Here is a 22846-nt window from a genome sequence, read left to right on the forward strand (position 1 = left end):
GGGGAGCGTCAGCGGGTGCCGAGTGCGGATTCGCGGGTGAGCAGCACGGCGAGGAGCGCGAGCGCGGCGATCGGTACGCAGGCGAGGAAGACGGTGCGCAGGCCTGCGGTGTAGGAGGTGCGCACGGCGTCGGCGAGGGGGGCCGGCAGCGCCGCGATCTCGGCGGGCGTGCCCAGCAGGCGGCGCAGCGCGCCGGCGTCGGCGGGCAGGCCGGCGGACGCGAGCGCCGCAGGCAGGTCGGACCGGAGCCGGGCGGCGATGAGGGCGCCGAACGCGGCCACGCCGAGCGCGCCGCCCAGCATCCGGGTGGACGTGGCGGCCGATCCGGCCACGCCGACGTCCTGCGCGCCGACCGAGTCCTGGGCGACGAGCACGAGGACCTGCTGGGTCATGCCGGTCCCGCTGCCGAGCACCGCCATCGCGGTGGCCAGCAGCAGCGGCGGGGTGTCCGGCTCCAGCCCGGCGAGCAGCGCGGACCCCGCAACCAGCAGGGCGCAGCCCGTCACCGGGAACACCTTCCAGCGCCCGGTGCGCACGATCGCGCGCCCGGTGAGCGCGATGGTCACGATCATCGCGCCGACCAGCGGGAGCATCAGCAGGCCGGCGGCCGTGGGCCCGTGGCCGCGCACCACCTGCAGGTACTGGGGCAGGTAGATCACGGCACCGAACATGACCGTGCCCAGCAGCACGCTCGTCGCGCAGGCGAGGGCGAACGTGCGCACGCGCAGCAGGCGCGGGGGCAGCACCGGGTCGGCGGCCCGGCGGGCGCGGACCACCGCCGCCACGGCCAGCAGGGCGACCCCGGCGCCGAGGCCCAGGGTTCCCGCGCTCGCCCACGGCCAGGCCACGCCGCCCGCCGACAGCAGCAGCACCAGGCCCGCGACGGTCGCGGCGATCAGCACGGCGCCGAGGTGGTCGGCGGGCAGCGTCGGGCGCTCGGGGCGTCGGTGCGGGGCCCGGCGCACGAGCACGGCCGCCGCGGCGGCGACGGGCACGACGGCGAGGAAGCACCAGCGCCAGCCCAGCCCGGGGGCCGCGACGAGCACACCGCCGAACAGCGGGCCCCCGACCGACGCCACCCCGAACGCGGCCCCGAACCAGGCCGTGTAGCGGCCCCGCTCGCGCGCCGGCACGAGCACCGCGACGAGGGCGTTGACCAGCGCGAGGATGCCGCCCGCGCCGACCCCCTGCACCGCGCGTCCGACGATGAGCCAGGCCATCCCGCCCGCGGTGCCCGCGACGAGCGACCCGGCGACGAACACGGCGATCGCCGCGAGGAGCAACGGCCTCGGGCCGCGCCGGTCGGCCGCCTTGCCCCACACCGGGGTCGCCGCGGTCATCGTGAGCAGGGTGGCGCTGGCCACCCACGCCACCTGGTCCTGCCCGCCGAGGTCGCCCGCGATGGTCGGCAGCGCGATCCCGATGATCGTGTTGGTCACCGACGCGGTGAAGAGCGCCCCGAGCGCTCCGACGAGGACGGCGGGCCGGATCGCGGTCTGCGCCGCTCCGCCGCGCGGTTCAGCCACGGGCGCCCGCCGCGCGCGGCAGGACCACCTCGTCGAGCCACTCCCGCACCCGGCGGTCCAGCGTGTCCGGGTCGGTGGTGCGGGCGTCGACGTTGTCGGCGTGCAGCTCGAGCACCGGGAAGCCTGCGGCTTCGAGGCCGCGGGTGGTGAACCAGCTGCCCCGCGGGTCGTCGGACACGAGGTGCACGACCCCGTCGACGCCGTGGTGGCGGGCCTCCTTCACGTACCACTCGACCGACCACGGCGGGGTGTAGAGCTGGTCGGAGAACGTGGCGAACCGGGCCGCGAGGGCGCGCAGCGGGTCGTCGCCGTAGCGCAGGTAGCCGTCGGCGGCGATCGCGAGGTACATGGACCAGACGAACACCGCGCCGTGGCTGTCCTCGAAGCGCCGGTAGAAGTCCAGGTCGAACCACAGGCCACGGCCGATCCACATCAGCCGGGCGCGCTCGTCGACGCCCACCCCGGTGCCGGCATCGACGCGCTCGGCCACCTCGTCGTGGAACGCCTTGGCGGCCTCGACGCCCCAGGCGGTGCCGCGGTGCCACTGCGGCACCATCACGCTCGGGATGCTGTCGGTGACCTCGAGCGGGCACGGCCGGGCCGCCGCGACCAGGTCGCGGGTGCGCCGGTTCCACTCCTCCTGCTCGTTGACCAGCGCCATGACCTCGCGGAACCGGGTCTCGGAGAACACGAGCCCGGTGGTGGTCTCGAGGAACCGGATGAGGCCCTCGAGCTCCCCGACGAGCAGGTCGAGCCGGTCGGAGCCGATGGCCTCCTCCCAGCGGTGCGGCATGAGCTCCCACCACTGGGCGGGCACGGCGTTCTCGGCGGCGCTCTCCAGCGCGTAGAAGGTGGTGCCGGGCTGCTCGTCCCAGACGTCGAAGACCTTGCGGGAGGCGTCACCGGTGGTCTCGGCGAGCACGATCGTCGGGTGGGGGAGCCCGCCCCACGGCGCCGCCTCCGGATCGGGGTCGAGCACGCCGGCCAGCGGCAGCGCGTTGTACTGCTCGCTGTCGTCGGGGTAGCCGTGGGCGCGGACCCGGCGCAGGTGGTCCTGGCCCTGCCGCTTCGCGGTGATGATCGAGGCCCACCACTGGTTGACGACGTACGGGATGCCCATCGCCCGGAAGATCTCCTGGGGGGCGTCGGCGTTGACGAGCGCGAGTGGGGCTCCGGCGTCGACCTGCGCGCGCAGGTCCTCGAACCACTGCCGCTGGTGGCGGGTGGCGCGGCGGGCGCTCTCGAGGCGGGTCACGCCGCCACCCCCGGCATCCGCAGTGCGGCGAGCGCGTCGAGGTCGACGCGGCCGTAGGGCTGGCGGTCGACGAGCACGGCCGGCAGGCGGGTGGCCGCCCGCTGGGCGGGGAAGTCCCAGCGCGGCGCGTCGTCGTGGATGCGGGCGTAGGACACCAGTGCCTCGGCGCCACACGCGGTGGCGGCGGCCGCGGTGTGGGCGGCCCGCTGCCGGATGGACGCGGCCGCGGCGCTCGGCCCGTTGTGCTGGTACCGCTCGGCGAGCGCGAGCTCGAGCAGCGCCGGGTCGGCGGGCGGGTCGACGAGGCGGTGGTGCAGCAGGTCGCCCCAGTCGTGGTCCTCGCCGACGACGAGCAGCCCGGCCTCCTCCAGCGTCGTGTACACGCCGGGGTGGTCGTGGCTGCTGCCGGTGAGGAACACCCGGGTACCGGTGGCCTCCGGAAGGCCGTCGGCCTCGGCGAGCAGCCCCTCGAGCAGGGTGGCCGCGCGGTCCGGCGGCAGCGCGGTGGTCGCGGCGACCACCGCGAGGGTCTGGGTGCCCGTGAGCCGGGCGGGCCGGCGTCGCCGCAGGTCCGCCGCGCGCCCGAGCAGCGCGCGCACCCGGTCGTGCGCGGCGGTGGCCGCCGCGAGGTCGGCGTCGGTGACGTTGCGCCCGCTCCAGCCCTCCACCTGCGTGCGCAGCTGCCGGATCTTCGCCAGCACGTAGCGCGTGGTGGTGCGGTGGGGCAGGTGCAGCACGTCGACCAGCCGCGCCGGGGGCAGCCCGATCCCCGGCTCGATGCGGTGCAGCTCACGGACGGCGTAGAACAGCCGCAGCGAGGCCTCGCAGTCGTGCGAGACGACCAGGGCGGAAAGCGGCCCGTACGCGCCGTCGAGCAGCCGGGTGAGCACGGAGCGGGCCACCGGGTCGAGGCCCCGTCCCAGGTAGCGGTCGCCCGCCTCGGAGGGGGCGCCGGGGTCGCCGGTGAGCCGGACGGGCAGGAAGCCGGCGGCAGTGAGCACCTCCACCGGCACGTCGGCGCCGACGTACCCGGCCACGGGCCGCCCGGCGGCCGACCACTCCCGGGCCGCGGCGGTGCGGTCGGCGGCGAGCGCGGTGAGCTCGGCCAGCGTCCCCATCAGATGACGGCCCGCTCGGCCAGCTCGGCGAGCTCCTCGGGGCTGTAGCCGAGCAGCTCCCGGTAGACGTGGTCGTTGTGCTCCCCGAGCCCGGGCGCCGGGCGGTCCAGCGTGGCGTGCGCGGCCGAGAACCGGATCGGCACGCCGGTGGCCACGATGTCGGTGATCGCGCCGAGCCGGGGGTGGACCAGCGGCACGACCTCCTCGCGCTCCTGCACGAGCGGGTCGCGGAACGCCTCGGCCGCTTCCCGGACCGGCGCGGCCGGCACGCCCTCGGCGGTGAACGCGGCCACGATCTGCTCGACCGTGCGCTCCCGGCACCAGTCCCCGATGAGCCCGTGCAGCTCGTCGGCGTGGCGCACGCGGGCGTCGCGGTGGCGGAAGCGGTCGTCGTCGGTCAGCGCGGGGCGGCCCATCGCGCGGAACACGCCCCCGGCGAACGCGTCCGTCGGGGCGCACAGGGCGACGTGCCCGTCTGCCGCCTCCAGGATCCCGAACGGGGCCAGCCGCGGCACCATCGACCCGGTGCGCTGGGGGAACCCGACGGCCTCCAGCGCGTCGAACGGCTCGCAGGCCATGAGGGAGGTGAGCGCGCCGAGCATCGAGACGTCCACGTGCTGGCCCTCGCCGGTCTGCTCGGCCTGCAGCAGCGCGGACACCGTGCCGATCACGGCGAACAGCGGGGCGAGCAGGTCGCCGATCGGGAGCCCGAAGCGCACCGGGCCCTCGCCGGGCTCGCCCGCGGTCATCATCACCCCGGACAGGGCCTGCACGATGGAGTCCATCGCCTTGCCCGAGCCGGGGCCGCCCTGGGCGCCGAACCCGCTGATCGAGGTGTAGACGATCCGCGGGTTGATCTCGCGCACCGCGGCGTAGTCGATGCCGAGGCGCCGCGTGACGCCGGGGGAGTAGTTCTCGACCACGACGTCGGCGTCGCGGACGAGGTCGGCGAAGACCGCCCGGGCCCGCGGTTCCTTGAGGTTGAGCGTCACGGACAGCTTGCCGCGCCCGCGCACCAGCATCGACAGGCTCATGTCGTCGGCGTGGGTGCGGTCGAGCGCCAGCCCGCCCGGCCCGTAGTAGGGGGAGTTCGTGCGCGCCACGTCCCCGCCCTCGGGCTTCTCCACCTTGATGACGGTGGCGCCCAGGCCGGCGAGCAGGAGGGTGGCGTAGGGGCCGGCCAGCGCGGTGGTCAGGTCGATCACGGTGCGGCCGGCGAGAGGCTGGTCGGTCATGCAGTGCGCTCCTTCGTGGGGCCGGCCCCGGTGACGAGGACCTCGGCGCCGCGTCGGACGAACTCGCCGTTCAGCCCGGCGGTGCGGGTGATCTGCTCGACGTAGTCCGCGACGCGCGCGTTCTCCGGGCCCTCGGGCAGCGGGACGGGCCGGCCCGCGTCGTCGATCCAGCAGGGTGCGAAGCCGGCCTCGACGAGGCCGTCCGCGTTGAACCGGCAGATCGCGACGACGGTGTTGCGGCTCTCCGGGTGGAACGGGTAGTAGGGCATGGCGGGGTCGGGGGCGAACCCGTAGAGCGTCTTGCGGCGCTGCGCCCACGCCGCGCGTTCCGGGCTGTCGGCGCCCTCGCCGGGGGTGAGGGCGCGGGTGACGGTGGCGAAGTTGCCCAGGCCGTGGAAGATCGGGCGGCCCCGGTGCACCTCGATGCCGCGCATGATGTGCGCGTGGTGGCCGAAGACGGCGTCGGCGCCCGCGTCGATCGCCGCGCGGGCCACCGGCTTCTCGTACATCGCGACCGCCGCCGGCGTGTGGCCCACGCCCTTGTGCAGCGCCACGAGCACGACGTCGGCCCGGGCCCGCAGCTCCTCGACGTCCGCGGCCATCGCGTCCAGCGAGTCCGGGTCGGCGAAGGTGTAGATCGTGGGCGGGCTGCCGGGGGCGGCGACGTCGAGCTCGTAGTGGCTCAGCACGTGCACGTAGGCGCAGCCCGGTTTGCGGGAGGTCGCCCACGACTCGCGCGGGCCCACGCAGTTGTAGGACAGCACGCCGACCCGCAGCCCTCCGCGCTCGACGACGGCGGGCGTGCGCGCCTGCGCGAGGTCGGCCCCGGCACCGGTGGTCACGAGCCCGGCCGCGCGGGAGTGCGCCACCGTGTCGAGGACCCCGACGGGACCGAGGTCGGCGATGTGGTTGCCGGCCAGCGTGACGACGTCGAAGCCGGCGTCGGCGATCGCGGGGAGCGCGGCGGGGTCGGCGGGAGGCGCCGGGACGTCGGTGCTGGCCTCCGTGCTCGCTGTGGTGTGCGGGACCTCGACGTGCCCGATCGCCACGTCCGCGGCGCGCAGCAGCGGGGCGGCCGGCGCGAGGAAGCCGGCCGGGTCCGGCTCGTCGAGGATCAGATCCCCCACCGAGGCGACGGTGATCATGGCTCGCTCCTCCCGGAGGCGGTGTGGCGGGACAGGAAGGCCCGCAACCGCGGGCTGCGGGGGTTGCCGAAGAACTCCTCCGGCGGGCCGGTCTCGACGACCCGGCCGCCGTCCATGAACACGCAGCGGTCGGCGACCTCGCGGGCGAACGCCATCTCGTGGGTGACCACGACCATGGTCAGGCCGTCGGCGGCGAGGCCGCGCAGCACGGCGAGGACCTCGTCCACCAGCTCGGGGTCCAGCGCGCTCGTCGGCTCGTCGAAGAGCATGACGCGCGGGCGGGTGGCGAGCGCGCGGGCGATGGCGACGCGCTGCTGCTGCCCGCCCGAGAGCTGCCGCGGGTAGTGGTGGGCCCGGTCGCGCAGCCCGACCCGGTCGAGCAGCTCGATGGCCTCGGTCTCGGCCTCCGCGCGGCGGCGCCGGTGCACCCGCACCGGGGCCTCCGTGACGTTGCGCAGCGCGGTGAAGTGGGGGAAGAGGTGGAACTGCTGGAACACCATGCCGATCCGGCGCCGCTGGGCGGCCGCGGCCCGCTCGGTGAGCGGCCGCAGCCGGCCGCGGTGGTGCTCGTGGCCGAGCAGCGCCCCGTCGAGGTACATGGCGCCCGCGTCGATGCTCTCGAGCTGGTGCACGCACCGCACGAGCGTCGACTTGCCCGACCCGGACGGGCCGACGACCACGACGACCTCGCCCTCGGCGACCTCGAGGCTCACCCCGTCGAGCGCCGCGTGGCCACCGAAGACCTTGCGGACCTCGTGCAGCCGCACGACCGGCACGGAGTCGGTGGTCCCGGCCTCCGGGGCGCGGGCAGCCGTCACGTCGCCGGTCATCGGGCGACCTCCTCGCCGGTCGTCGCCTGCGCGGGGGCCACGTGCCGTTCGTGGCCACGGGCGAAGCGCCGCTCCAGCCGGCGCTGCCCGGCGGTGAGGAGGGTGACGAGCACCAGGTACCAGACGCAGGCGACCAGCAGCAGCGGCACGATCTGGTAGGTGCGGTTGTAGATCACCTGCACGGCGTGCAGCAGGTCGGACATGGCGATGACGCTCACGAGCGCCGTGCCCTTGAGGACGCTGATGAACTGGCTGCCGCTCGGGGGGATGATCGTGCGCATCGCCTGGGGCAGCACGATGCGGAAGAACGTCTGCACGGGCGTGAAGCCCATCGCCCGTGCCGCCTCGCGCTGGCCGAGGTCCACGCCGAGCACCCCGGCCCGGATGATCTCCGCCATGTAGGCCGACTCCACCAGCGAGAGCCCGACGACGGCCGCGGTGAACGGCGTGATCACGTCGTTGGCGTCCCACGAGGTGAACGACGGGCCGAACGGGATGCCGATCGAGAGGCGGGGCAGCAGGTAGGCGAGGTTGAACCAGAAGATCAGCTGGACGAGCGGGGGGATCCCGCGGAACACCCCGAGGTAGAGGGTGGCCGCCCAGCGCAGCGGAGCGAAGTCCGACAGCTGGGCCGCCGCGACGAGCCCGCCCGCCACCGAGCCGATCACGATCGCGAGCACGGCCAGCAGGACCGTGGTGCCGACGCCGGCCAGGACGCTCGGGTCGAACAGGTACTGCGCGACGACGTCCCACTCGAACCGCCGGTTGCCCACGAGGAACGCCAGCAGCTGGGCGGCGACCACCGCGAGCACGGCGCCGGTGACCCACCGCCACGGGCGGAACCTGCGGCCCGAGCGCGCGACGTCGTCGACCTCGATCGGTGCCGGCGCCGCCGGCGCGGTCGTCGCGGGCGTCATCGCGCCCCCTCGGCCGTTCCGGCGTTGTAGATCGGTTCGGGGACCACGACGTCGGTCAGGTCCCACTTCTGCATGATCTCGGTGTAGGTGCCGTCGGCGAACAGCTCGCGGAACGCGTCCAGCAGCACCGGACCGAGCCCGCCGTCCTTGGGCACGAACAGCGCGAGGTTGTCGGTGGTGGCGCCCTGTTCCTCGGTCTGCGTGACGTAGGTGAACCGGTCCGGCTGCTGCGTGGTGACGTCGATGGCCGCGGCCTGGGTCATGCCGGCCGCGTCGACGCGACCGGACTCGGCGGCCAGCAGGGTCTCGTTGGTGTCGGCCAGCGCGACCGGCTCGGCGGCCGGCCGGCCGATCGTCGCGCAGTACTCCGACAGCTTGCGCAGCTGCTCCTCGGTGATGCTCCCGGTGGTCACCGCGACGCGCTTCCCGCAGAGGTCCTCGGGCGCCTCGATCGCGGCGGTCGAGCCCACCGGCACGATGTAGGAGGAGCGCGTCGTCATCCACGTGACCGTGTCGAACTGCTGCTCGCGCTCGGCCGTGGCCTTGACCGGGCCGTTGAAGGCGTCGTAGCGGCCCGCGAGCATGCCCTGCAGCGCGGCCGGCAGCCCGTCGACGACCTGCGTCTCGGCCCGGACGCCGAGCACCCGCCCGAGCGCGTCCTGGAAGTCCTTGTCGATGCCGGTGACCGTGCCGTCGGAGTTGACGGTGCGGTAGGGCGGGTGCGAGTCGCCGGCGAAGCGGATGACCCCGGCCTCCCTGATCTCGTCGGGGAGCGCGGCGTACAGCTCGGGGACGGCCCCCGCCGGCGGTTCGGAGCTCGGTGCCGAGGCCGGTTCACCGCCACACGCCGCGAGAGCGAGCAGCGGGGCGAGCGCAGCGGCGACGAGACCGCGCCGCAGGCGGCGGGTGGCGCGGACGGGGTGGCGCATTGCGGTTCTCCCTGCATTGGGTCTGACCGGGCCGGCGCAGATCAACTGTCGCGAGCGGAGACGAGCGTCGGCTAAAGTGTCGCCAATGTCAACCGTCTCCCTCGGCACCGCCGGCGCGGCCCGCCGCCCGGATGCCCGTACGCTGGAGCGCCGGCGCGGGCCACGGCCGGACGGACGACAGGGGTGACGACGATCGACTTCCCGCGCGCCCAGAGCGGCGCGGAGCCCCAGCTCCTGCTCACGTCGCTGCTCGGCGACTTCTGGTACTGGCGCGACGAGCACATCCCCTCGACCGCGCTGGTCCGTCTGCTCGACGAGTTCGGCATCACCGCCGACGGAGCCCGGGCCGCGATGCGGCGGCTGGCGGCGCGCGGCCTGCTGACCGTCGCCCGCAGCGGCCGCACTACCGCGTACGGCATCCCGCCGCGCACGTCGGAGGTGATCGTCGAGCGGACCCACCGCATGCTGACGTTCGGGGCGGCGGCGCCGGAGTGGGACGGCCGCTGGACGGTGGTCGCGTTCTCGGTGCCCGAACAGGACCGGGAGGTGCGGGCGGCACTGCGCGTCCGGCTCCGGCTGCTGCGCTTCGCCGCGCTCTACGACGGGGTCTGGGTCTCCCCGCACGACACCGGCGCCGACGCGCGTGGCGTGCTCGACGAGCTCGGCGTCGGCACGGCCACCGTGCTGCGGTGCGCCGAGGTGCCGGGCGGGTCACACGCGGGCAGCCCGCGTGCGGCGTTCGACCTCGAACCGCTCGCCAAGGACTACCGGGGCTTCGCGGAGCAGTACGAGCCGGTGCTGGCGGAGGTCGAGGCGGGACGCATCGGCCCGGCCGACGCGCTGCGCCTGCGCACCCGGCTGCGCGTCGACTGGCGGCGCTTCCCCGAGACCGACCCCGACATGCCGGCCGAGCTGCTGCCGCCGGACTGGCCGCGCCGGCACGCGCAGCGGGTCTTCGTGCAGATCTACGACAGGCTGGGTCCGCTCGCGGAGCTGCGGTTCCGCGAGGTCCTCGCCCGCACCGACCCGACGCTGGCCGCGCTGGCCCGCCACCACGACTCGGCCACGGTCGCCGCCCTGTTCGCTGAGCTCGGCGAGCGCCGGCCGCGCGGCGACACGCCGTTCGAGCGCGCCGCCGAGGCGCGCAGGCTGGCCGACGCGGCGTCACCGGGGCCCGCCCGGCGCCGGTCGCCCGGGCGGACGTCCGGCTGATCGGGGGTTCGCCCGCCGCCCCGGGCAGCGGCCGGACATCACCCCGGAGGTCATCGGCGTCACCGGTGGCTCGCCGATCACCTGACCGTCGCGCCGCCGCGCGGGGATCCGTAGTGTCGGCCGTGCGGACAGGGCGGGAAGGTGAAGGTTGGGCAAGGTCGAAGGCCGCCGGTGGAGCGGGGTCACGATGACCGACGTCGCTCGGCGCGCCGGTGTCTCGCAAATGACCGTGTCCAACGTGATCAACGGCCGGGCGCAGCGGGTGAGCGAGCAGACCAGGCTGCGGGTGCTTGCCACGATCGACGAGCTCGGCTACCAGGTCAACATGACGGCCCGCAACCTGCGGATGGGACGCACCGGGGCCGTCGGGCTCGCGGTGCCCGCCTTCGCGCCCGGGTACTACGCCCAGCTCGCGCAGCGGCTGGCGGACCGCTTCGGCGCCCACGGGCTGCGGCTCGTGGTGGAGCGCACCGGGGCGAGCCGTGCCGCGGAGCTGGACGCGCTGGCCCCGCCGCGGCTGAGCAGCTACGACGGGTTCGTGCTCAGCGTCGTCGCGGGTGACGCGGCAGACCTGGAGAAGCTGAGCATCGACACCCCGGTCGTGCTCATCGGGGAGCGGGCCGTTCCCGCCCGGTTCGACCACGTTCTCATGGACAACGTAGGGGGCGCGCGGCTGGCCACGGAGTTCCTGCTCCGGTCCGGAGCGCGCCGGATCGCGCTGCTCGGCGGCGCCCCCGGCGGCTCGGAGTCGATGCAGGAGCTGCGGACGCAGGGTTACCAGAGCGCGCACGAGGCCGCAGGTGTCGGGGTGCGGGACGAGTTGGTCGTCGGCTGCGACTTCGGGGTCGAGGACGGCTACGCGGCCACCCACGAGCTCGTCGCGCGCGGGACCGCCTTCGACGCGGTGTTCGCGCTGACCGACTCGGGCGCGGTCGGGGCGTTGCGCGCGCTCGCCGAGACCGGGCGGAAGGTCCCGGACGACGTCCAGGTGATCGGGTTCGATGACCTGGACGACGGGCGGTTCACCGTGCCGGCGCTCACCACCGTCGAGCCCGGCAACGCGGAGATGGCCGACGCGATCTGCTCGTTGCTGGTCGAGCGGATCGCGTCGCGCCCCGAACCGGTCCCGGCCCGGGTCGTGATGCCCGAGCCGCGGCTCGTGGAACGGGAGACGACCCGCGGGCCGTGACCGGCGCGGGGGAGCGGATCAGGCCAGGTCGAGCTCCACGGTGGCGAACGAGTGCGGCGGGAGCACCGCCGTGAGCTCCGCGGCCCCGAGCTTCCCCGCACCGAGGTCCACGGCGAACTCGGTGGGCGCCACGGCGTGCGGCGTGGCCACGGTGTTGTGGCTGCTCGCCGCGTCGGCCGTGAGGATCCGGCCGCGCGCCCCGGTGACCTCGTGGCCGCGCAGGTCGAGCCGCACGGTGGTGGGGGCGTCGAGCGCCAGGTTGCTCAGCGAGACGAGCGCCCGGCCGTCCTTCGTGCTCGCGGAGATCGAGAGCGGGTCCAGGTGGTCGTCGCCGACCGCCACGCGCTCGGGCCGTTCGAGCAGGTGGACGAGGAGGGCGGCGGCGTCCTGGTGGCCCTTGTTCATCTCGAAGACGTGGTAGGTCGGGGTGAGCACGAGCCCGTCGCCGTCCTCGTCGGTGAGGATCATCGCCTGCAGCACGTTGACGGTCTGGGCGATGTTGGCCATCCGCAGGCGGGCCGCGTGCCTGTGGAAGACGTCGAAGTGCACGCTCGCGACGAGCGCGTCGCGCAGCGTGTTCTGCTGGTGCAGGAAGCGGGGGTTCGTGCCCGGCTCGGCCTCCCACCAGGTGCCCCACTCGTCACAGACCAGCCCGACCTGCCGCAGCGGGTCGTAGGCGTCCATCACCGCGCTGTGTGCGGCGATCACCCGGTCGATGTCGGCCGCCTTGACCATGGTCCGGTAGTACTGCTCGTCGGTGAACGAGGTGGCCGAGCCCTTGGCGATCCCGTCCCCGGCGAACGAGTAGTAGTGGAACGAGATGGCTTGGAAGGTGCCGCGGGGCCGGGTCGTACAGCCGAGGCAGCTGACGGCCTTCATCAGGGCCTCGGTCCAGGCGAGGTCGTCGTCGGCGGCACCGGCCGCGATGCGGCACAGCTCGTTGCCGTCGTGGTCGTGCAGGAACGTCGCGTACCTGCTGGCGAGGTCGGCGTAGGTGTCGGCGCGCATGTGCCCACCGCAGCCCCACGCCTCGTTGCCGATGCCCCAGAAGGGGACCTTCCACGGCTTCTCGCGGCCGTTGGCCTTGCGCTGCCGGACCACGGGCGAGTCGCCGTCGCGGGTGAGGTACTCGACCCACTCGCTCATCTCCCGGACCGTTCCGGACCCGACGTTGCCGTTGACGTAGGGGTCGGCGCCGAGGAGCTCGCACAGCGCCATGAACTCGTGGGTGCCGAAGTGGTTGTTCTCCTCGACGTCGCCCCACAGCGTGTTGACCATGCCTGGTCGCTCGTCCTTCGGGCCCACCCCGTCGCGCCAGTGGTAGGCGTCGGCGAAGCAGCCACCCGGCCAGCGCAGGTTCGGGATGTCCAGTGCGCGCAGGGCCTCGACGACGTCGAGCCGCAGACCACCCTCGTTCGGGATCGGTGAGTCCTCGCCCACCCAGAAGCCACCGTAGATGCAGCGGCCGAGGTGCTCGGCGAAGTGGCCGTAGAGGTGCTTGCTGATCGTCGGGCCAGCGACGTCGAGATCGACGACAGCACGGGCATTGCAGGTCGGCATGGAAGTCCTCCGCCTTTCGAAAGTTTCGGCTGCAGGGTCCTGTCGCGCCGGACCTTCCCCGGAGAGATTTTACGATATACCGTGTCCGCCGCCACATAGTTTGCCCGTTCGGGTCGGCGGCCGATCGCCGTGTCATTCGAAACTTGCGAAGCAGGAGGCACATCGCCGTGATACTCCGCACCAGCCCGCTGCTCGCGCTGCTCGCAGCGTCCGCGCTCGTCGTGGTGAGCGCGTGCTCGCCGGGGTCCGCGTCCGGCGGTGGCGGGGATCCGAACGCGTTCGAGTTCTGGTCGATGTCCGGCATCGACCAGCAACGGTCCGTCGACCAGTACGTCCAGAAGCATCCCGAGATCCGGGTGGGCCTCACCGAGGTCGGCAGCTCCCAGGAGACCGCGCAGGCGCTGACGACCGCGCTGGCCGGCGGGAAGGTGCCCGACCTCGTCCTGATCCAGGGCGATGACCTGCCCAAGTTCCTCGAACAGCCGCAGAACTTCTACGACCTGCGCGAGTTCGGCGCCGACGAGATCAAGGGCGACTACCTGGACTGGGTGATGGCGCAGGCCACCGCCGTGGGCGGCGAGGTCATCGGGATCCCCACCGACGTCGGCGGCCTGGCGGTCGCGTACCGCACCGACCTGTTCGCCGCCGCCGGGCTGCCGACCGACCGGGAATCGGTCTCTGCGCTGTGGCCCACGTGGGACGACTTCATCGCGACCGGGCAACGGTACGTCGCCGCCACCGGGAAGCCGTTCGTCGACAACGTGCCGACCAGCGTCTTCTACCAGGCCGTGAACCAGGTGTCGCAGAAGTACTACGACGACGCGGGCAACCCGATCTACGCCGACAACCCGGAGGTCAAGGACGCGTTCGACCTGGCGCTCCGCGCGATCGACGCGGGGATCTCGGCCAAGCTCTCCTACGCGTCGGAGGGCTGGAACGCCGCCCTGCCTCGGGGCGACTACGCCGTCGTCTCGGCACCCTCGTGGATGCTGAACAGCCTCCGACGGATCGCGCCCGACACCGCGGGCAAGTGGGACATCGCGACGATCCCGGGCGGTGCGGGCAACTGGGGCGGCAGCTACCTGGCGATCCCGCGACGCGCGCAGAACCCGCAGGCCGCCTGGGCGTACATCAAGGAGATGCAGGCGCCGGAGCGGCAGCTGTCGCACTTCCTCGACGTCGGCACGCTGCCGACCACCCCGGCGGTCTACGAGGACCCGCAGCTCCTGGCCGAGACCGAGCCGTTCTTCTCCGACGCGCCCATCGGGCAGATCTACACTAAGGCACTGCTCGGGCTGGAGCCGTTCCACATGGGCCCGGACACGGCGACGATCGGCGCGGAGTTCCTCAACGCGCTCGTAGACGTCGAACAGACAGGCGGTGATCCGGCCACGGCCTGGGACCGGGCGGTGGGCAACATCCGCACGGCCATCGGTCGATGAGCCGGGGCCGGCACCGCGGCCTGCGGGGGAGGTGACGACGCATGACCACCACGTTGCCCAGCAGGCGAATCCCGGCGCCGGTCGGCACCGGCGGGCCGCGGTGGCGGCTCCCCTTCGTGGAGAGCCTGACCCCGTACGCCTACATCGCACCGTTCTTCGTGCTCTTCGGGATCTTCGGGCTCCTGCCGTTCCTGTTCACCTTCTACGTCGCGCTGTTCGACTGGAACCCGATCGGCGACCAGACCTTCATCGGGCTGGACAACTTCACCCGCATGCTGGCCGACCCCCGGTTCTGGAACGCCACGGCCAACACGGTCAGCATCTGGTTGCTGTCGACGATCCCGCAGCTGGCGCTGGCCCTCCTGTTGGCGCACGTGCTCAACCACGCCCGGTTGCGGTTCGCGCTGTTCTTCCGGATGTCGATGCTGGTGCCCTACATCACGTCGGTCGCTGCCACCGTCATCGTGTTCGCGCAGCTGTTCGACCGGAACTACGGGTTGCTCAACTGGCTGCTCGGCTTCCTCGGGCTCGGACCGTTCGACTTCGTCCAGACGACCTGGGGGAGCCACCTGCTGATCGCCGTCATGGTGGCCTGGCGCTGGTTCGGCTACACGACGCTGCTGTACCTCGCCTCGCTGCAGGCGGTCCCGCGCGACGTGTACGAGGCGGCGTCGATCGACGGGGCCGGCGGGTGGAAGCAGTTCGTCCACATCACGATCCCGGCGCTGCGACCGGTGATCATCTTCACCGTCGTGACGTCCACGATCGGCGGGCTGCAGGTCTTCACCGAACCGCTGCTGATCTCGGGGGGCGTCCTGACCTGCGGCCCCGTGCGCCAGTGCCAGACGCTGTCGCTGTTCCTCTACGAGCAGGGCTTCGGCCAGTACGAGTTCGGCTACGGCTCGGCGATCGGCGTCGCGCTGTTCGTGATGGTGATCGTGGCCGCCGCCATCAACTACCTGCTGTCGAGCCGGATCAGGGCGGAGCGATGACGACGGAGCCGACGGTGGTCACCGGGGCACCGCCCCTCGCACGATCCCGCCACCGGGGCCGGCTCGGGCGCGTGCGGTGGTGGAACTACCTGCTGCTGGCCGGCGCCGCCATCCTCTGCCTCTTCCCGCTGTACTGGATGTTCATCGTCGCCTCCACCGACTCGGCGACGGCGACCCAGATGCCACCGGAGATCCTCCCGGGCGGGAACTTCTTCCACCTCGCCGGGCTCGTGTTCGACACGGTGCCGTTCCTGCAGTCGATCCTCAACAGCCTGTTCGTCGCCACGTCCATCGGTGTCGGGCATGCGGTGCTGTGCGCGCTCGCCGGGTTCGCGTTCGCGAAGCTGCGCTTCCGCGGCAACAACGCGCTGTTCCTGATCGTCGTGCTCACGATGACGGTGCCGACGCAGCTCGCGGTCATCCCGCAGTACCTGATCATCTCCTGGTTCGGGTGGGTCGACACCCTGCAGGCGCTGGTCGTCCCGGGGCTCGCGAGCGCGTTCGGGATCTTCTGGATGCGCCAGCACATCAGCTCGACCGTCAGCGACGAGCTGATGCAGGCCGCCCGCATCGACGGGGCGAGCACGTGGCAGATCTTCTGGCGGATCGCCTTCCCGATCGTGCGGCCCGCGGCGTTCGTGCTCGGCCTGTTCGGCTTCGTCAGCGCCTGGAACGACTTCCTCTGGCCGTTCATCGTGCTGAAGTCACCGGAGCGGTTCACCGTGCAGATCGCCATCAAGGCCCTGCAGAACGAGCGGACGATCGACCTGGGCCTGGCCATGTCCGGTTCGTTCCTGGCGACGCTCCCGCTGCTCGTGCTGTTCGTCCTCGTCGGGCGCAGGATGGTCGCGGGCATCCTGGATGGGGCCTTCAAGGGGTGAATGCCGGCGGGCCGCGCCACGGCATCCACGACACCGCGCCCGCTGCGCGGTGGGAGGACGCGTTCGTCTCGGGCAACGGGGAGACCGGCGTGCTGGTGGCCGGCGACCCGGCCGCCGAGCGGCTGATCGTCAACCACCACCGGCTCGTGCTGCCCAACGGCACGCGGGACATGTCACCGCCCGCGGTCGCGCACCGGCTCGACGAGGTGCGTGACCTCGTCCTCGCGGGCGAGGCGGAGGCGGCGCAGCGTGCCTTCTCCGACGGCAGGCGGCTGGCCTGGACCCAGCCCTTCCACCCCGGCTTCGTGGTGGAGCTGGACCGGGCGAACTCGGCTCCGCCGCTCGACTACCGGCGGGAGACCGACTTCCGCACGGGCGAGGTGAGCGCCGCCTGGACGGACGTCGCGGGCACGTGGCGGAGCCGGGCCTTCGTGTCGCGGGCCGATCGGGTGGTGGTGTACGAGCTCGCCGGGCCCGTGCTCGACCTGGCGGTGCGGCTCTCGGGTGACCTGCCGGGGCGGCCCGCAGATGTCCGCTACTCCTGTGTGATGGGGACCGGTGGCGCAGGGGAGGCACTGCTCACGCTCCGGGGCACCTACCCACCCGGGCTCGGGGCGTACGGGTTCACCGGCGTCACCCGGCTCGTCGCGGTCGACGGGCCGGTGCGCGGCGACGGCGACCGCGCCGTGGTGCGCGGAGCGTCCCGGCTCCTGCTGTTGACGGTGCTGGACCGGGGGGACCGGCCGCCCGACGAGGGACTCCTCCGGGAACGGCTGGGGGCGCTCCCGGCCGAGTACGGGTTGCTGCTGCGCCGCCACACCGCCCTGCACACCGCCATGTACGAGCGCGTGGAGCTGGATCTCGGCGTCTCCGCGACCGAGCGGGCGCTGCCGGTGGCGGAGCTGCTCGCGGCGCAGCGCTCGGACCCGGTCCCGAGGCCCGCGCTGCTCGAGGCGATGTTCCACGCGGGGCGCTACCTGCTGATCAGCTCGACCGGCGTGCTGCCGCCGCGGCTCACCGGGCTGTGGCTGGGGGAGTGGGGTGCGGCGTGGTCGGGGGACTTCACCACCGACGCGAACCTGAACCTGCAGTTGGCCGGCGCCGCCATCGGTGCTCTCCCCGAGGCGGTCGAGAGCTTTCGGGACTTGATCGCTGACCAGATCGGCGACTGGCGCGAGAACGCTCGGGCCGTGTTCGGGGCTCGGGGCGTGCTCGCCCCGAGCCGCACCGACGGCGAGCACGGGCGCCTGTTCCACCTCGACGCCGAGTGGCCGTGGGCGATGTGGGTCGCGGGCGCGGACTGGCTGCTGTTCCCGCTCGTCGAGCACTGGATGGTCACCGGTGACGACGAGTTCCTGGCCGATCCGCTGGCGCCGTGGCTGGTCGAGGCCGCGATGTTCTTCGAGGACTTCCTGGCGCGCGAGGACGAGCACGGCTCCCTGGTGTTCGTCCCGTCCTACTCCCCGGAGGTGGGCCCGGCCGCCCGCTCCGGGGCCGCTGCCGTGAACGCCACGATGGACATCGCGGCCGCCCGCCACGCGCTGTCGGCGGCCGTCGAGGCGTGCACCCGGCTCGGCATCGAGGAACCCGCCGTGGCGCGCTGGCAGACCCTGCTGAAGAAGTTGCCGCCCTACGTCGTGGACGAACGGGGCGCGCTGGCCGAGTGGGCATGGCCCGGCTCGGTGACCCCGGACGACCACCGGCACGTCAGCCACCTCTACCCGGTCTGGCCACTGCACGAGATCACCCCGGACCGCACCCCCGAGCTGGCGGCGGCCGCACGTCGCGCGCTCGTGCTGCGCGGCGACGAGAACCTCTCGGCACACGGGAGCCTGCACCGGGCTCTGTGCGCGGCCCGGCTGAAGGACGCGGCTCTCGTCGACGAGAACCTGGGCAAGGTCCTCGGCAACGACATGGTCTTCCGCTCGCTGATGACCTCGCACAACCCCGGGCTGGAGACCTACAACGCCGATGCGGCGCACGCGATCCCGGCGGTGGTCCTCGAGGCGCTGGTCGACTCGCGGCCCGGGGTGATCGAGCTGCTCCCGGCGCTGCCCCGTCGGTGGGTGCGTGGCCGGATCAGCGGGGTCCGCTGCCGGAACCGGGTCACCGTCGCCGAGCTGGTGTGGGACCTGGAGCGAGCGCGCGCCCACGCCGTCTTGCGATCCGACGTCGACGTGACGGTGTCGGTGCGCTGCGCGAGGGCTGCCGGGTCGATCCGTCGGGGCGAGCCCGTTCCGGTGGGTGCCGGTCAGCCGGTACGTGTCGAGTTCGAGGTGGAGGAGCGAGATCGTTGAAGATCACCGAAGTGGTGCCGTGGCTGGTCGCGTCGGGGGGCACGGGGTGGGGTGAGTACCTGTTCGTCGAGGTGCGCACGGACGAGGGGGTCAGCGGCTGGGGTGAGATCACCACGACCACGCCCACCGCCAACCGCGGCGTCGCGGCGATGGTCCGGCAGGTGAACGACCTGGTCGCGGGGGACGACCCGGCGCGGATCGAGGACACGTGGCACAAGGTCTTCCGGGCCTTCACCTACATGGGCAGCCGCGGTGCGGGCACGAACGTGGTGAGCGCGCTCGACATCGCGTTGTGGGACATCCGCGGGAAGGTCCTCGGCCTGTCGGTCTGCGACCTGCTCGGCGGCCGGGTCCGGGACGACCTGCTGATCTACACCCACCCGGACCAGCGACGGTTCAGCACCCCGGAGGGAGTGGCCGAGGAGATCCGCGCGATCGTCGACTCCGGGCACACCGGCATCAAGTTCGACCCGTTCCCGAGCCGGCCCGGCGTGCCGACGGCTGACGACCGTTACCTCGACGGCAGGATGAGTCGCGCCGACGAGCGGCGGGCGATGGAGCTGACCGCGCTGATCCGGGAGGCCGCGGGCCCCGACGTCGAGCTCCTCATCGACGCGCACGGGCGCTTCGACGTGCCGACGGCGATCCGGCTGGGCCAGGCGCTGGACGAGGTCGGTGACATCCACTGGTACGAGGAGCCGGTGCCGCCGGAGAGCTACCACGCGTTGGAGCAGGTGCGTGAGCGGGTGCGGGTTCCGATCTCGGTGGGGGAGCGGCTGCACACCCGGTGGGACTTCGTGCCGGTCCTGGAGAAGGGGCTCGCCGACTTCGTGATGCCGGACGTGACGTGGACCGGCGGGATCTCGGAGCTGAAGAAGATCGCGACGATGGCGGAGGCCTACTACGTGCCGATCTCCCCGCACGACGCGGCGGGGCCGGTGAACCTGGTCGCCGGCGGGCACGTGATGGCGACGGTGCCGAACTTCTACCGGATCGAGTCGAGCCGCCACGACCTGGGCGGCTACAACCGGTTCCTCACGGCCCCGCTCGACAACAGCGGCGGCCGGCTCACGCTGCCGGCAGGGCCGGGGTTGGGGCTCGAGTTCGACCTGGACTACCTGCGCGGCCATGCCCGCGACGGGTTCCACGGCTGATTCGGGCGCCGGCCGGTCCTGGAACGGGTCCTGAGCCGGCAACCTCGTCGGCCGGACGGTGTTCTGGTCGCTGTTCCGCCGGCTCGCCGGGCTATTGACCCGCTCGAGCGGCGGCGTGCAATATAGGGATCCTAACTATTAGGGGTCCTTACCAAGGAGCGGGATGAACCCAGCGGGGTCTGACCGCCTGTTGCACCCGACGGTCCCGAGAGTGCGGACGGCCTGGTACGCCGCGCCATGCTCGACCGGCGGTGCCGTGTCCGATGAGCACCGGCCGGTGCCGTACGAGTCGCTCGCGGCGGGCTACGACGCCGCGACGGAGGTGTTCCAGCGGCCGGCCCCGGCCGACGTCTCGGCAGCTGGGACGGCTTGCACCGCCGAGAACTGAGGCCGTCCCGGAGCACCTCCCCACGGTGCCCGGCGCGAGAGGAGATCACGATGAAGTGTTCCCCGTCGGACCGGACCAGGAGACGGCGTTGGCCGTTTGCGCTGTTGAGCGTCCTGAGCATCGCACTCGCGGCATGCGGCGGCGGTGACACGGAGTCGGCGGCAGCGGCCGGCTGCGGGCCGCTGACCGAACCGCAGAGCCTCCGGCTGGGGGTCAACCCCGGCGCCCAGGACATCGTCATGTTCGTGATGCAGGAGCAGGGGTTCGCCGAGAAGCGCAACCTGAACCTGGAGATCAGCTCCTTCCAGAACCCGGCCGCGCTGCACGCGGCCATCGGCCAGCAGGCCGTGGACGTCGGCTTCGGCGGCCTCACCGCGATGGCCGCCGCGCGGCAGCAGGGTCGCGGAACGATGATCTTCGACGTCCTGACGAGCCCTTCGAACGCGGTGGTGACGCGCAAGGACACGGACCTGCGCACCCTGTCCGACCTGCCCGGGCACAAACTCGGGGCGTTCGGTGGCCGCTCGGGCATCACGTTCGCCCTCGCGTCCTTGGTGGCCAAGGAGAAGTACGGGATCGAGAACCTGGAACGCGACGTCGACGTGATCGAGGCCCCGGATGCGGCGATACTCGGCCTGCTCGACGAGGGCAACGTCGACGCCGCGCTCGTCGGGACCGTCGCCACCGTGCAGGCGATGCTGTCGGACGAGTACCGCGTGCTGAGCGACATCTCCGAGGACTACCAGGAGCGGTTCGGCAAGCTCCCCGGGCACGTGATGGCCGCGACCACCGACGACTATGCCGAGGGGCACTGCGGGGTGCTCAACGCGTTGAGCGGAGCGCTCGACGACACGATCGCGTTCATCCAGGCCGACGGAGGTGTGTGGGCCGACTACGCGAAGAAGATCGAGCTGACCGACCCGCGGGCACCGCAGCTGCTGCAGGAGCGGGTGGCCTCGCGCTACATCGCCGACTGGGACCAGGGCCAGGCCGATGCCGAGGCCGCGCTCATCGAGCAGCTCATCCCGGTGCTCGGCGCCGACAACTTCGTGCCGGCGGTGCCCGACGGGCTCTTCCGCACCGACCTGAGACCCGCAGCGGCGTGAGTGCGGCTGTTCGGGCTGGAGGAGGACGGGGGCGGGTGAACATCAAGCTGGAGGACAACTTCGCCTCGCACTTCGAGCACATCGCCGACCTGGCCCCCGACCGGGTGGCGATCGTGGCCGGGGAGCGGGCGCTGACCTGGGCGCAGTTCGACGAAGCGGCCGACCGGCTCGCCGGTCACCTCGTCGCACGCGGCATCGGAGCCGGGCAGCGGGTGGCGCTGCACGCCCGCAACACCGCCGAGTACCTGGTGGCGTTGTTCGCGCTGTTGAAGGTCACCGCGACCCCGGTGAACGTGAACTACCGGTACCGGGCCGAGGAGGTCCGCCACATCCTGGCGAGCTCCCGGGCCCGGGCGGTCGTCGCCGACGCGGATCTGGTCGACATCGCGCGGGAGGCCGCCGCGCCCCTGCCCGGCTGCCGGCTGGTGGTCGCCATCGACCCGGCCGGCGGGTTCGGGCCCGAGGTCGCCACCGCCGACCGGTATCCGCGACGCCCGCGCGGGGACACCGAGTGGCTGTTGTTCACCGGCGGCACCACCGGCTACCCGAAGGCCGTGGTGGGAAGCCACAGCGACCGGCTGCGCGGGGTGCGGTCCGGATGGTTCGCCGCCCTCGGCATCACCTCGCGCGTCGACGAGGTCGAGGCCCTGCACCAGGCCCTCGATCTCGACCCGTACGGCCCGGGCGGGATGGTGCTGCTCCCCGCGCCGCCGCTCATGCACGGCACGGGGCTGTACTCGGCGCTCGGTGCGCTGGCGATCGGCGCTCCGGTCGCCCTGCTGCCCGGTCGCACCACCACCGGGGCGGACGTCGTCCGGACGGTCCGCAAGCACGGCGTCACCGACCTGGTCATCGTCGGGGACGCGTTCGCGCTGCGCCTGCTCGACGCCCTGGACGAGGCCACAGCCGCCGGCGGGCCGCTCGGGATCGACACGCTGCGCCGCATCCGCAGCATCGGTGCGGTGTGGAGCACCGGGGTGAAACGGCGCCTGCTCACCCACGCCGACCTCGTCCTCATCGACACGATCGCCGCGTCCGAAGGCGGGATCTACGCCACCTCCACGGTCACCCGGGCCGGCATCGAGGACGAGGCCGGCACCTTCCGGCTCGCCCCCGGTGCCCGCCTGCTCGACGAGAACGACCGCGACGTCGAACCGGGCTCCGGCACCATCGGGCTCCTCGCCGCCCCGGTGGCGCCGGTCTCCGGCTACGAAGGCGACCCGGACCGGACCGCCGGCGCCTTCCACGACATCGACGGGGCGCGTTACTCCGTTCCCGGCGACATGGCGTTGTTGGAAGCCGACGGGCGGTTGCGCCTGCTCGGCCGGGGCAGCTCAGTGATCAACACGGGCGGGGAGAAGGTCTACACCGACGAGGTGGAGCTCGTGCTGCTCGAGCACCCCGCCGTGCGTGACGCCGTGGTCCTCGGCGTGCCCGACCCGCGCTGGGGCAGCACCGTCGGCGCCGTGGTCTCGCTCGAACACGGCGCGACCGTCGACCCGGACGCGCTCGCGTCCTTCGTCGCGACCCGCCTCGCCGGCTACAAGAAGCCCCGCCGCGTCGTGTTCGTGCCCGAGGTGCAGCGCGCCAACACCGGCAAGGCCGACCTGGGCTGGGCCAGGCGCCAGTTCGAGGACCAGCACACCGTGCCCGCACGATGAGCCCGGCGA

General features: G+C 73.1%; 19 protein-coding genes. 10 read left to right on the plus strand and 9 right to left on the minus strand.

Features of this window, described 5'->3' with window-relative positions:
- Positions 1-8 precede the first annotated feature (8 nt).
- The 8 genes from ACU436_RS38125 to ACU436_RS38160 are packed head-to-tail and all read right to left on the minus strand — an operon-like array spanning position 9 to position 8955.
- Positions 9-1526, minus strand: coding sequence for an MFS transporter (locus ACU436_RS38125; protein WP_459031981.1), 1518 nt, complete (start codon positions 1524-1526; stop codon positions 9-11).
- Positions 1519-2781, minus strand: a complete 1263-nt coding sequence (locus tag ACU436_RS38130; RefSeq protein ID WP_459031982.1) for a 2-hydroxyacyl-CoA dehydratase — start codon at positions 2779-2781, stop codon at positions 1519-1521. Before ACU436_RS38130 ends, ACU436_RS38125 begins: the two co-directional genes overlap by 8 nt.
- Positions 2778-3899, minus strand: a complete 1122-nt coding sequence (locus tag ACU436_RS38135) for a 2-hydroxyacyl-CoA dehydratase (protein WP_459031983.1) — start codon at positions 3897-3899, stop codon at positions 2778-2780. The genes ACU436_RS38130 and ACU436_RS38135 overlap by 4 nt, the downstream gene beginning before the upstream one ends.
- Positions 3899-5134, minus strand: a complete 1236-nt coding sequence (locus ACU436_RS38140) for a CaiB/BaiF CoA transferase family protein (protein ID WP_459031984.1) — start codon at positions 5132-5134, stop codon at positions 3899-3901. Before ACU436_RS38140 ends, ACU436_RS38135 begins: the two co-directional genes overlap by 1 nt.
- The gene (locus ACU436_RS38145) at positions 5131-6279 is read right to left on the minus strand and encodes a CapA family protein (RefSeq protein WP_459031985.1); all 1149 of its coding nucleotides are present in this window, start codon (positions 6277-6279) and stop codon (positions 5131-5133) included. The genes ACU436_RS38140 and ACU436_RS38145 overlap by 4 nt, the downstream gene beginning before the upstream one ends.
- Complete coding sequence (locus ACU436_RS38150) at positions 6276-7109, minus strand: amino acid ABC transporter ATP-binding protein (RefSeq protein WP_459031986.1); 834 nt, start codon at positions 7107-7109, stop codon at positions 6276-6278. Before ACU436_RS38150 ends, ACU436_RS38145 begins: the two co-directional genes overlap by 4 nt.
- Positions 7106-8026, minus strand: a complete 921-nt coding sequence (locus ACU436_RS38155) for an amino acid ABC transporter permease (protein ID WP_459031987.1) — start codon at positions 8024-8026, stop codon at positions 7106-7108. Before ACU436_RS38155 ends, ACU436_RS38150 begins: the two co-directional genes overlap by 4 nt.
- Positions 8023-8955 (minus strand): transporter substrate-binding domain-containing protein, encoded by a 933-nt coding sequence (locus tag ACU436_RS38160; RefSeq protein WP_459031988.1) that lies wholly within the window; start codon positions 8953-8955, stop codon positions 8023-8025. The genes ACU436_RS38155 and ACU436_RS38160 overlap by 4 nt, the downstream gene beginning before the upstream one ends.
- A gap of 183 nt (positions 8956-9138) precedes the next feature.
- On the opposite strand from ACU436_RS38160, the gene ACU436_RS38165 reads away from it, so the two are divergent.
- The gene (locus tag ACU436_RS38165; RefSeq protein ID WP_459031989.1) at positions 9139-10167 is read left to right on the plus strand and encodes a PaaX family transcriptional regulator; all 1029 of its coding nucleotides are present in this window, start codon (positions 9139-9141) and stop codon (positions 10165-10167) included.
- Between the two features lie 187 nt (positions 10168-10354).
- A complete protein-coding gene (locus ACU436_RS38170) occupies positions 10355-11356 on the plus strand; it encodes a LacI family DNA-binding transcriptional regulator (RefSeq protein ID WP_459031990.1) in 1002 nt (333 codons plus the stop codon).
- An 18-nt stretch (positions 11357-11374) separates the two neighbouring features.
- Here the strand turns inward: ACU436_RS38170 and ACU436_RS38175 are convergent, their stop codons facing one another.
- On the minus strand, positions 11375-12916 hold the full coding sequence (locus ACU436_RS38175) for an alpha-N-arabinofuranosidase (protein ID WP_459031991.1): 1542 nt from the start codon (positions 12914-12916) through the stop codon (positions 11375-11377).
- A 167-nt stretch (positions 12917-13083) separates the two neighbouring features.
- On the opposite strand from ACU436_RS38175, the gene ACU436_RS38180 reads away from it, so the two are divergent.
- The 8 genes from ACU436_RS38180 to ACU436_RS38215 all read left to right on the plus strand — a co-directional run bounded on the left by ACU436_RS38180 (position 13084) and on the right by ACU436_RS38215 (position 22837).
- On the plus strand, positions 13084-14358 hold the full coding sequence (locus ACU436_RS38180) for an ABC transporter substrate-binding protein (RefSeq protein WP_459031992.1): 1275 nt from the start codon (positions 13084-13086) through the stop codon (positions 14356-14358).
- A 41-nt stretch (positions 14359-14399) separates the two neighbouring features.
- Positions 14400-15350, plus strand: coding sequence for a carbohydrate ABC transporter permease (locus tag ACU436_RS38185; protein WP_459031993.1), 951 nt, complete (start codon positions 14400-14402; stop codon positions 15348-15350).
- A complete protein-coding gene (locus ACU436_RS38190) occupies positions 15347-16231 on the plus strand; it encodes a carbohydrate ABC transporter permease (RefSeq protein ID WP_459031994.1) in 885 nt (294 codons plus the stop codon). The genes ACU436_RS38185 and ACU436_RS38190 overlap by 4 nt, the downstream gene beginning before the upstream one ends.
- A complete protein-coding gene (locus ACU436_RS38195; protein ID WP_459031995.1) occupies positions 16228-18528 on the plus strand; it encodes a glycosyl hydrolase family 95 catalytic domain-containing protein in 2301 nt (766 codons plus the stop codon). The genes ACU436_RS38190 and ACU436_RS38195 overlap by 4 nt, the downstream gene beginning before the upstream one ends.
- On the plus strand, positions 18525-19682 hold the full coding sequence (locus ACU436_RS38200) for a mandelate racemase/muconate lactonizing enzyme family protein (RefSeq protein WP_459031996.1): 1158 nt from the start codon (positions 18525-18527) through the stop codon (positions 19680-19682). The genes ACU436_RS38195 and ACU436_RS38200 overlap by 4 nt, the downstream gene beginning before the upstream one ends.
- A 256-nt stretch (positions 19683-19938) precedes the next feature.
- A complete protein-coding gene (locus ACU436_RS38205; RefSeq protein WP_459031997.1) occupies positions 19939-20070 on the plus strand; it encodes a hypothetical protein in 132 nt (43 codons plus the stop codon).
- A gap of 104 nt (positions 20071-20174) precedes the next feature.
- Entirely contained in the window at positions 20175-21176 is a 1002-nt protein-coding gene (locus ACU436_RS38210; RefSeq protein ID WP_459031998.1) for an ABC transporter substrate-binding protein, read from the plus strand.
- Positions 21177-21211: 35 nt separating this feature from the next.
- Positions 21212-22837, plus strand: coding sequence for an AMP-binding protein (locus ACU436_RS38215; RefSeq protein WP_459031999.1), 1626 nt, complete (start codon positions 21212-21214; stop codon positions 22835-22837).
- The last annotated feature ends 9 nt before the right edge of the window (positions 22838-22846 follow it).

Source organism: Pseudonocardia wallangbongensis, assembly GCF_054486945.1.

Excerpts from the sequence above, each read along its gene's own strand:
- ACU436_RS38135 (WP_459031983.1), bottom strand. The coding sequence starts at position 3,899 with ATGGGGACGCTGGCCGAGCTCACCGCGCTCGCCGCCGACCGCACCGCC.
- ACU436_RS38140 (WP_459031984.1), bottom strand. The coding sequence starts at position 5,134 with ATGACCGACCAGCCTCTCGCCGGCCGCACCGTGATCGACCTGACCACC.
- ACU436_RS38145 (WP_459031985.1), bottom strand. The coding sequence starts at position 6,279 with ATGATCACCGTCGCCTCGGTGGGGGATCTGATCCTCGACGAGCCGGAC.
- ACU436_RS38150 (WP_459031986.1), bottom strand. The coding sequence starts at position 7,109 with ATGACCGGCGACGTGACGGCTGCCCGCGCCCCGGAGGCCGGGACCACC.
- ACU436_RS38155 (WP_459031987.1), bottom strand. The coding sequence starts at position 8,026 with ATGACGCCCGCGACGACCGCGCCGGCGGCGCCGGCACCGATCGAGGTC.
- ACU436_RS38160 (WP_459031988.1), bottom strand. The coding sequence starts at position 8,955 with ATGCGCCACCCCGTCCGCGCCACCCGCCGCCTGCGGCGCGGTCTCGTC.
- ACU436_RS38170 (WP_459031990.1), top strand. The coding sequence starts at position 10,355 with ATGACCGACGTCGCTCGGCGCGCCGGTGTCTCGCAAATGACCGTGTCC.
- ACU436_RS38175 (WP_459031991.1), bottom strand. The coding sequence starts at position 12,916 with ATGCCGACCTGCAATGCCCGTGCTGTCGTCGATCTCGACGTCGCTGGC.
- ACU436_RS38185 (WP_459031993.1), top strand. The coding sequence starts at position 14,400 with ATGACCACCACGTTGCCCAGCAGGCGAATCCCGGCGCCGGTCGGCACC.
- ACU436_RS38190 (WP_459031994.1), top strand. The coding sequence starts at position 15,347 with ATGACGACGGAGCCGACGGTGGTCACCGGGGCACCGCCCCTCGCACGA.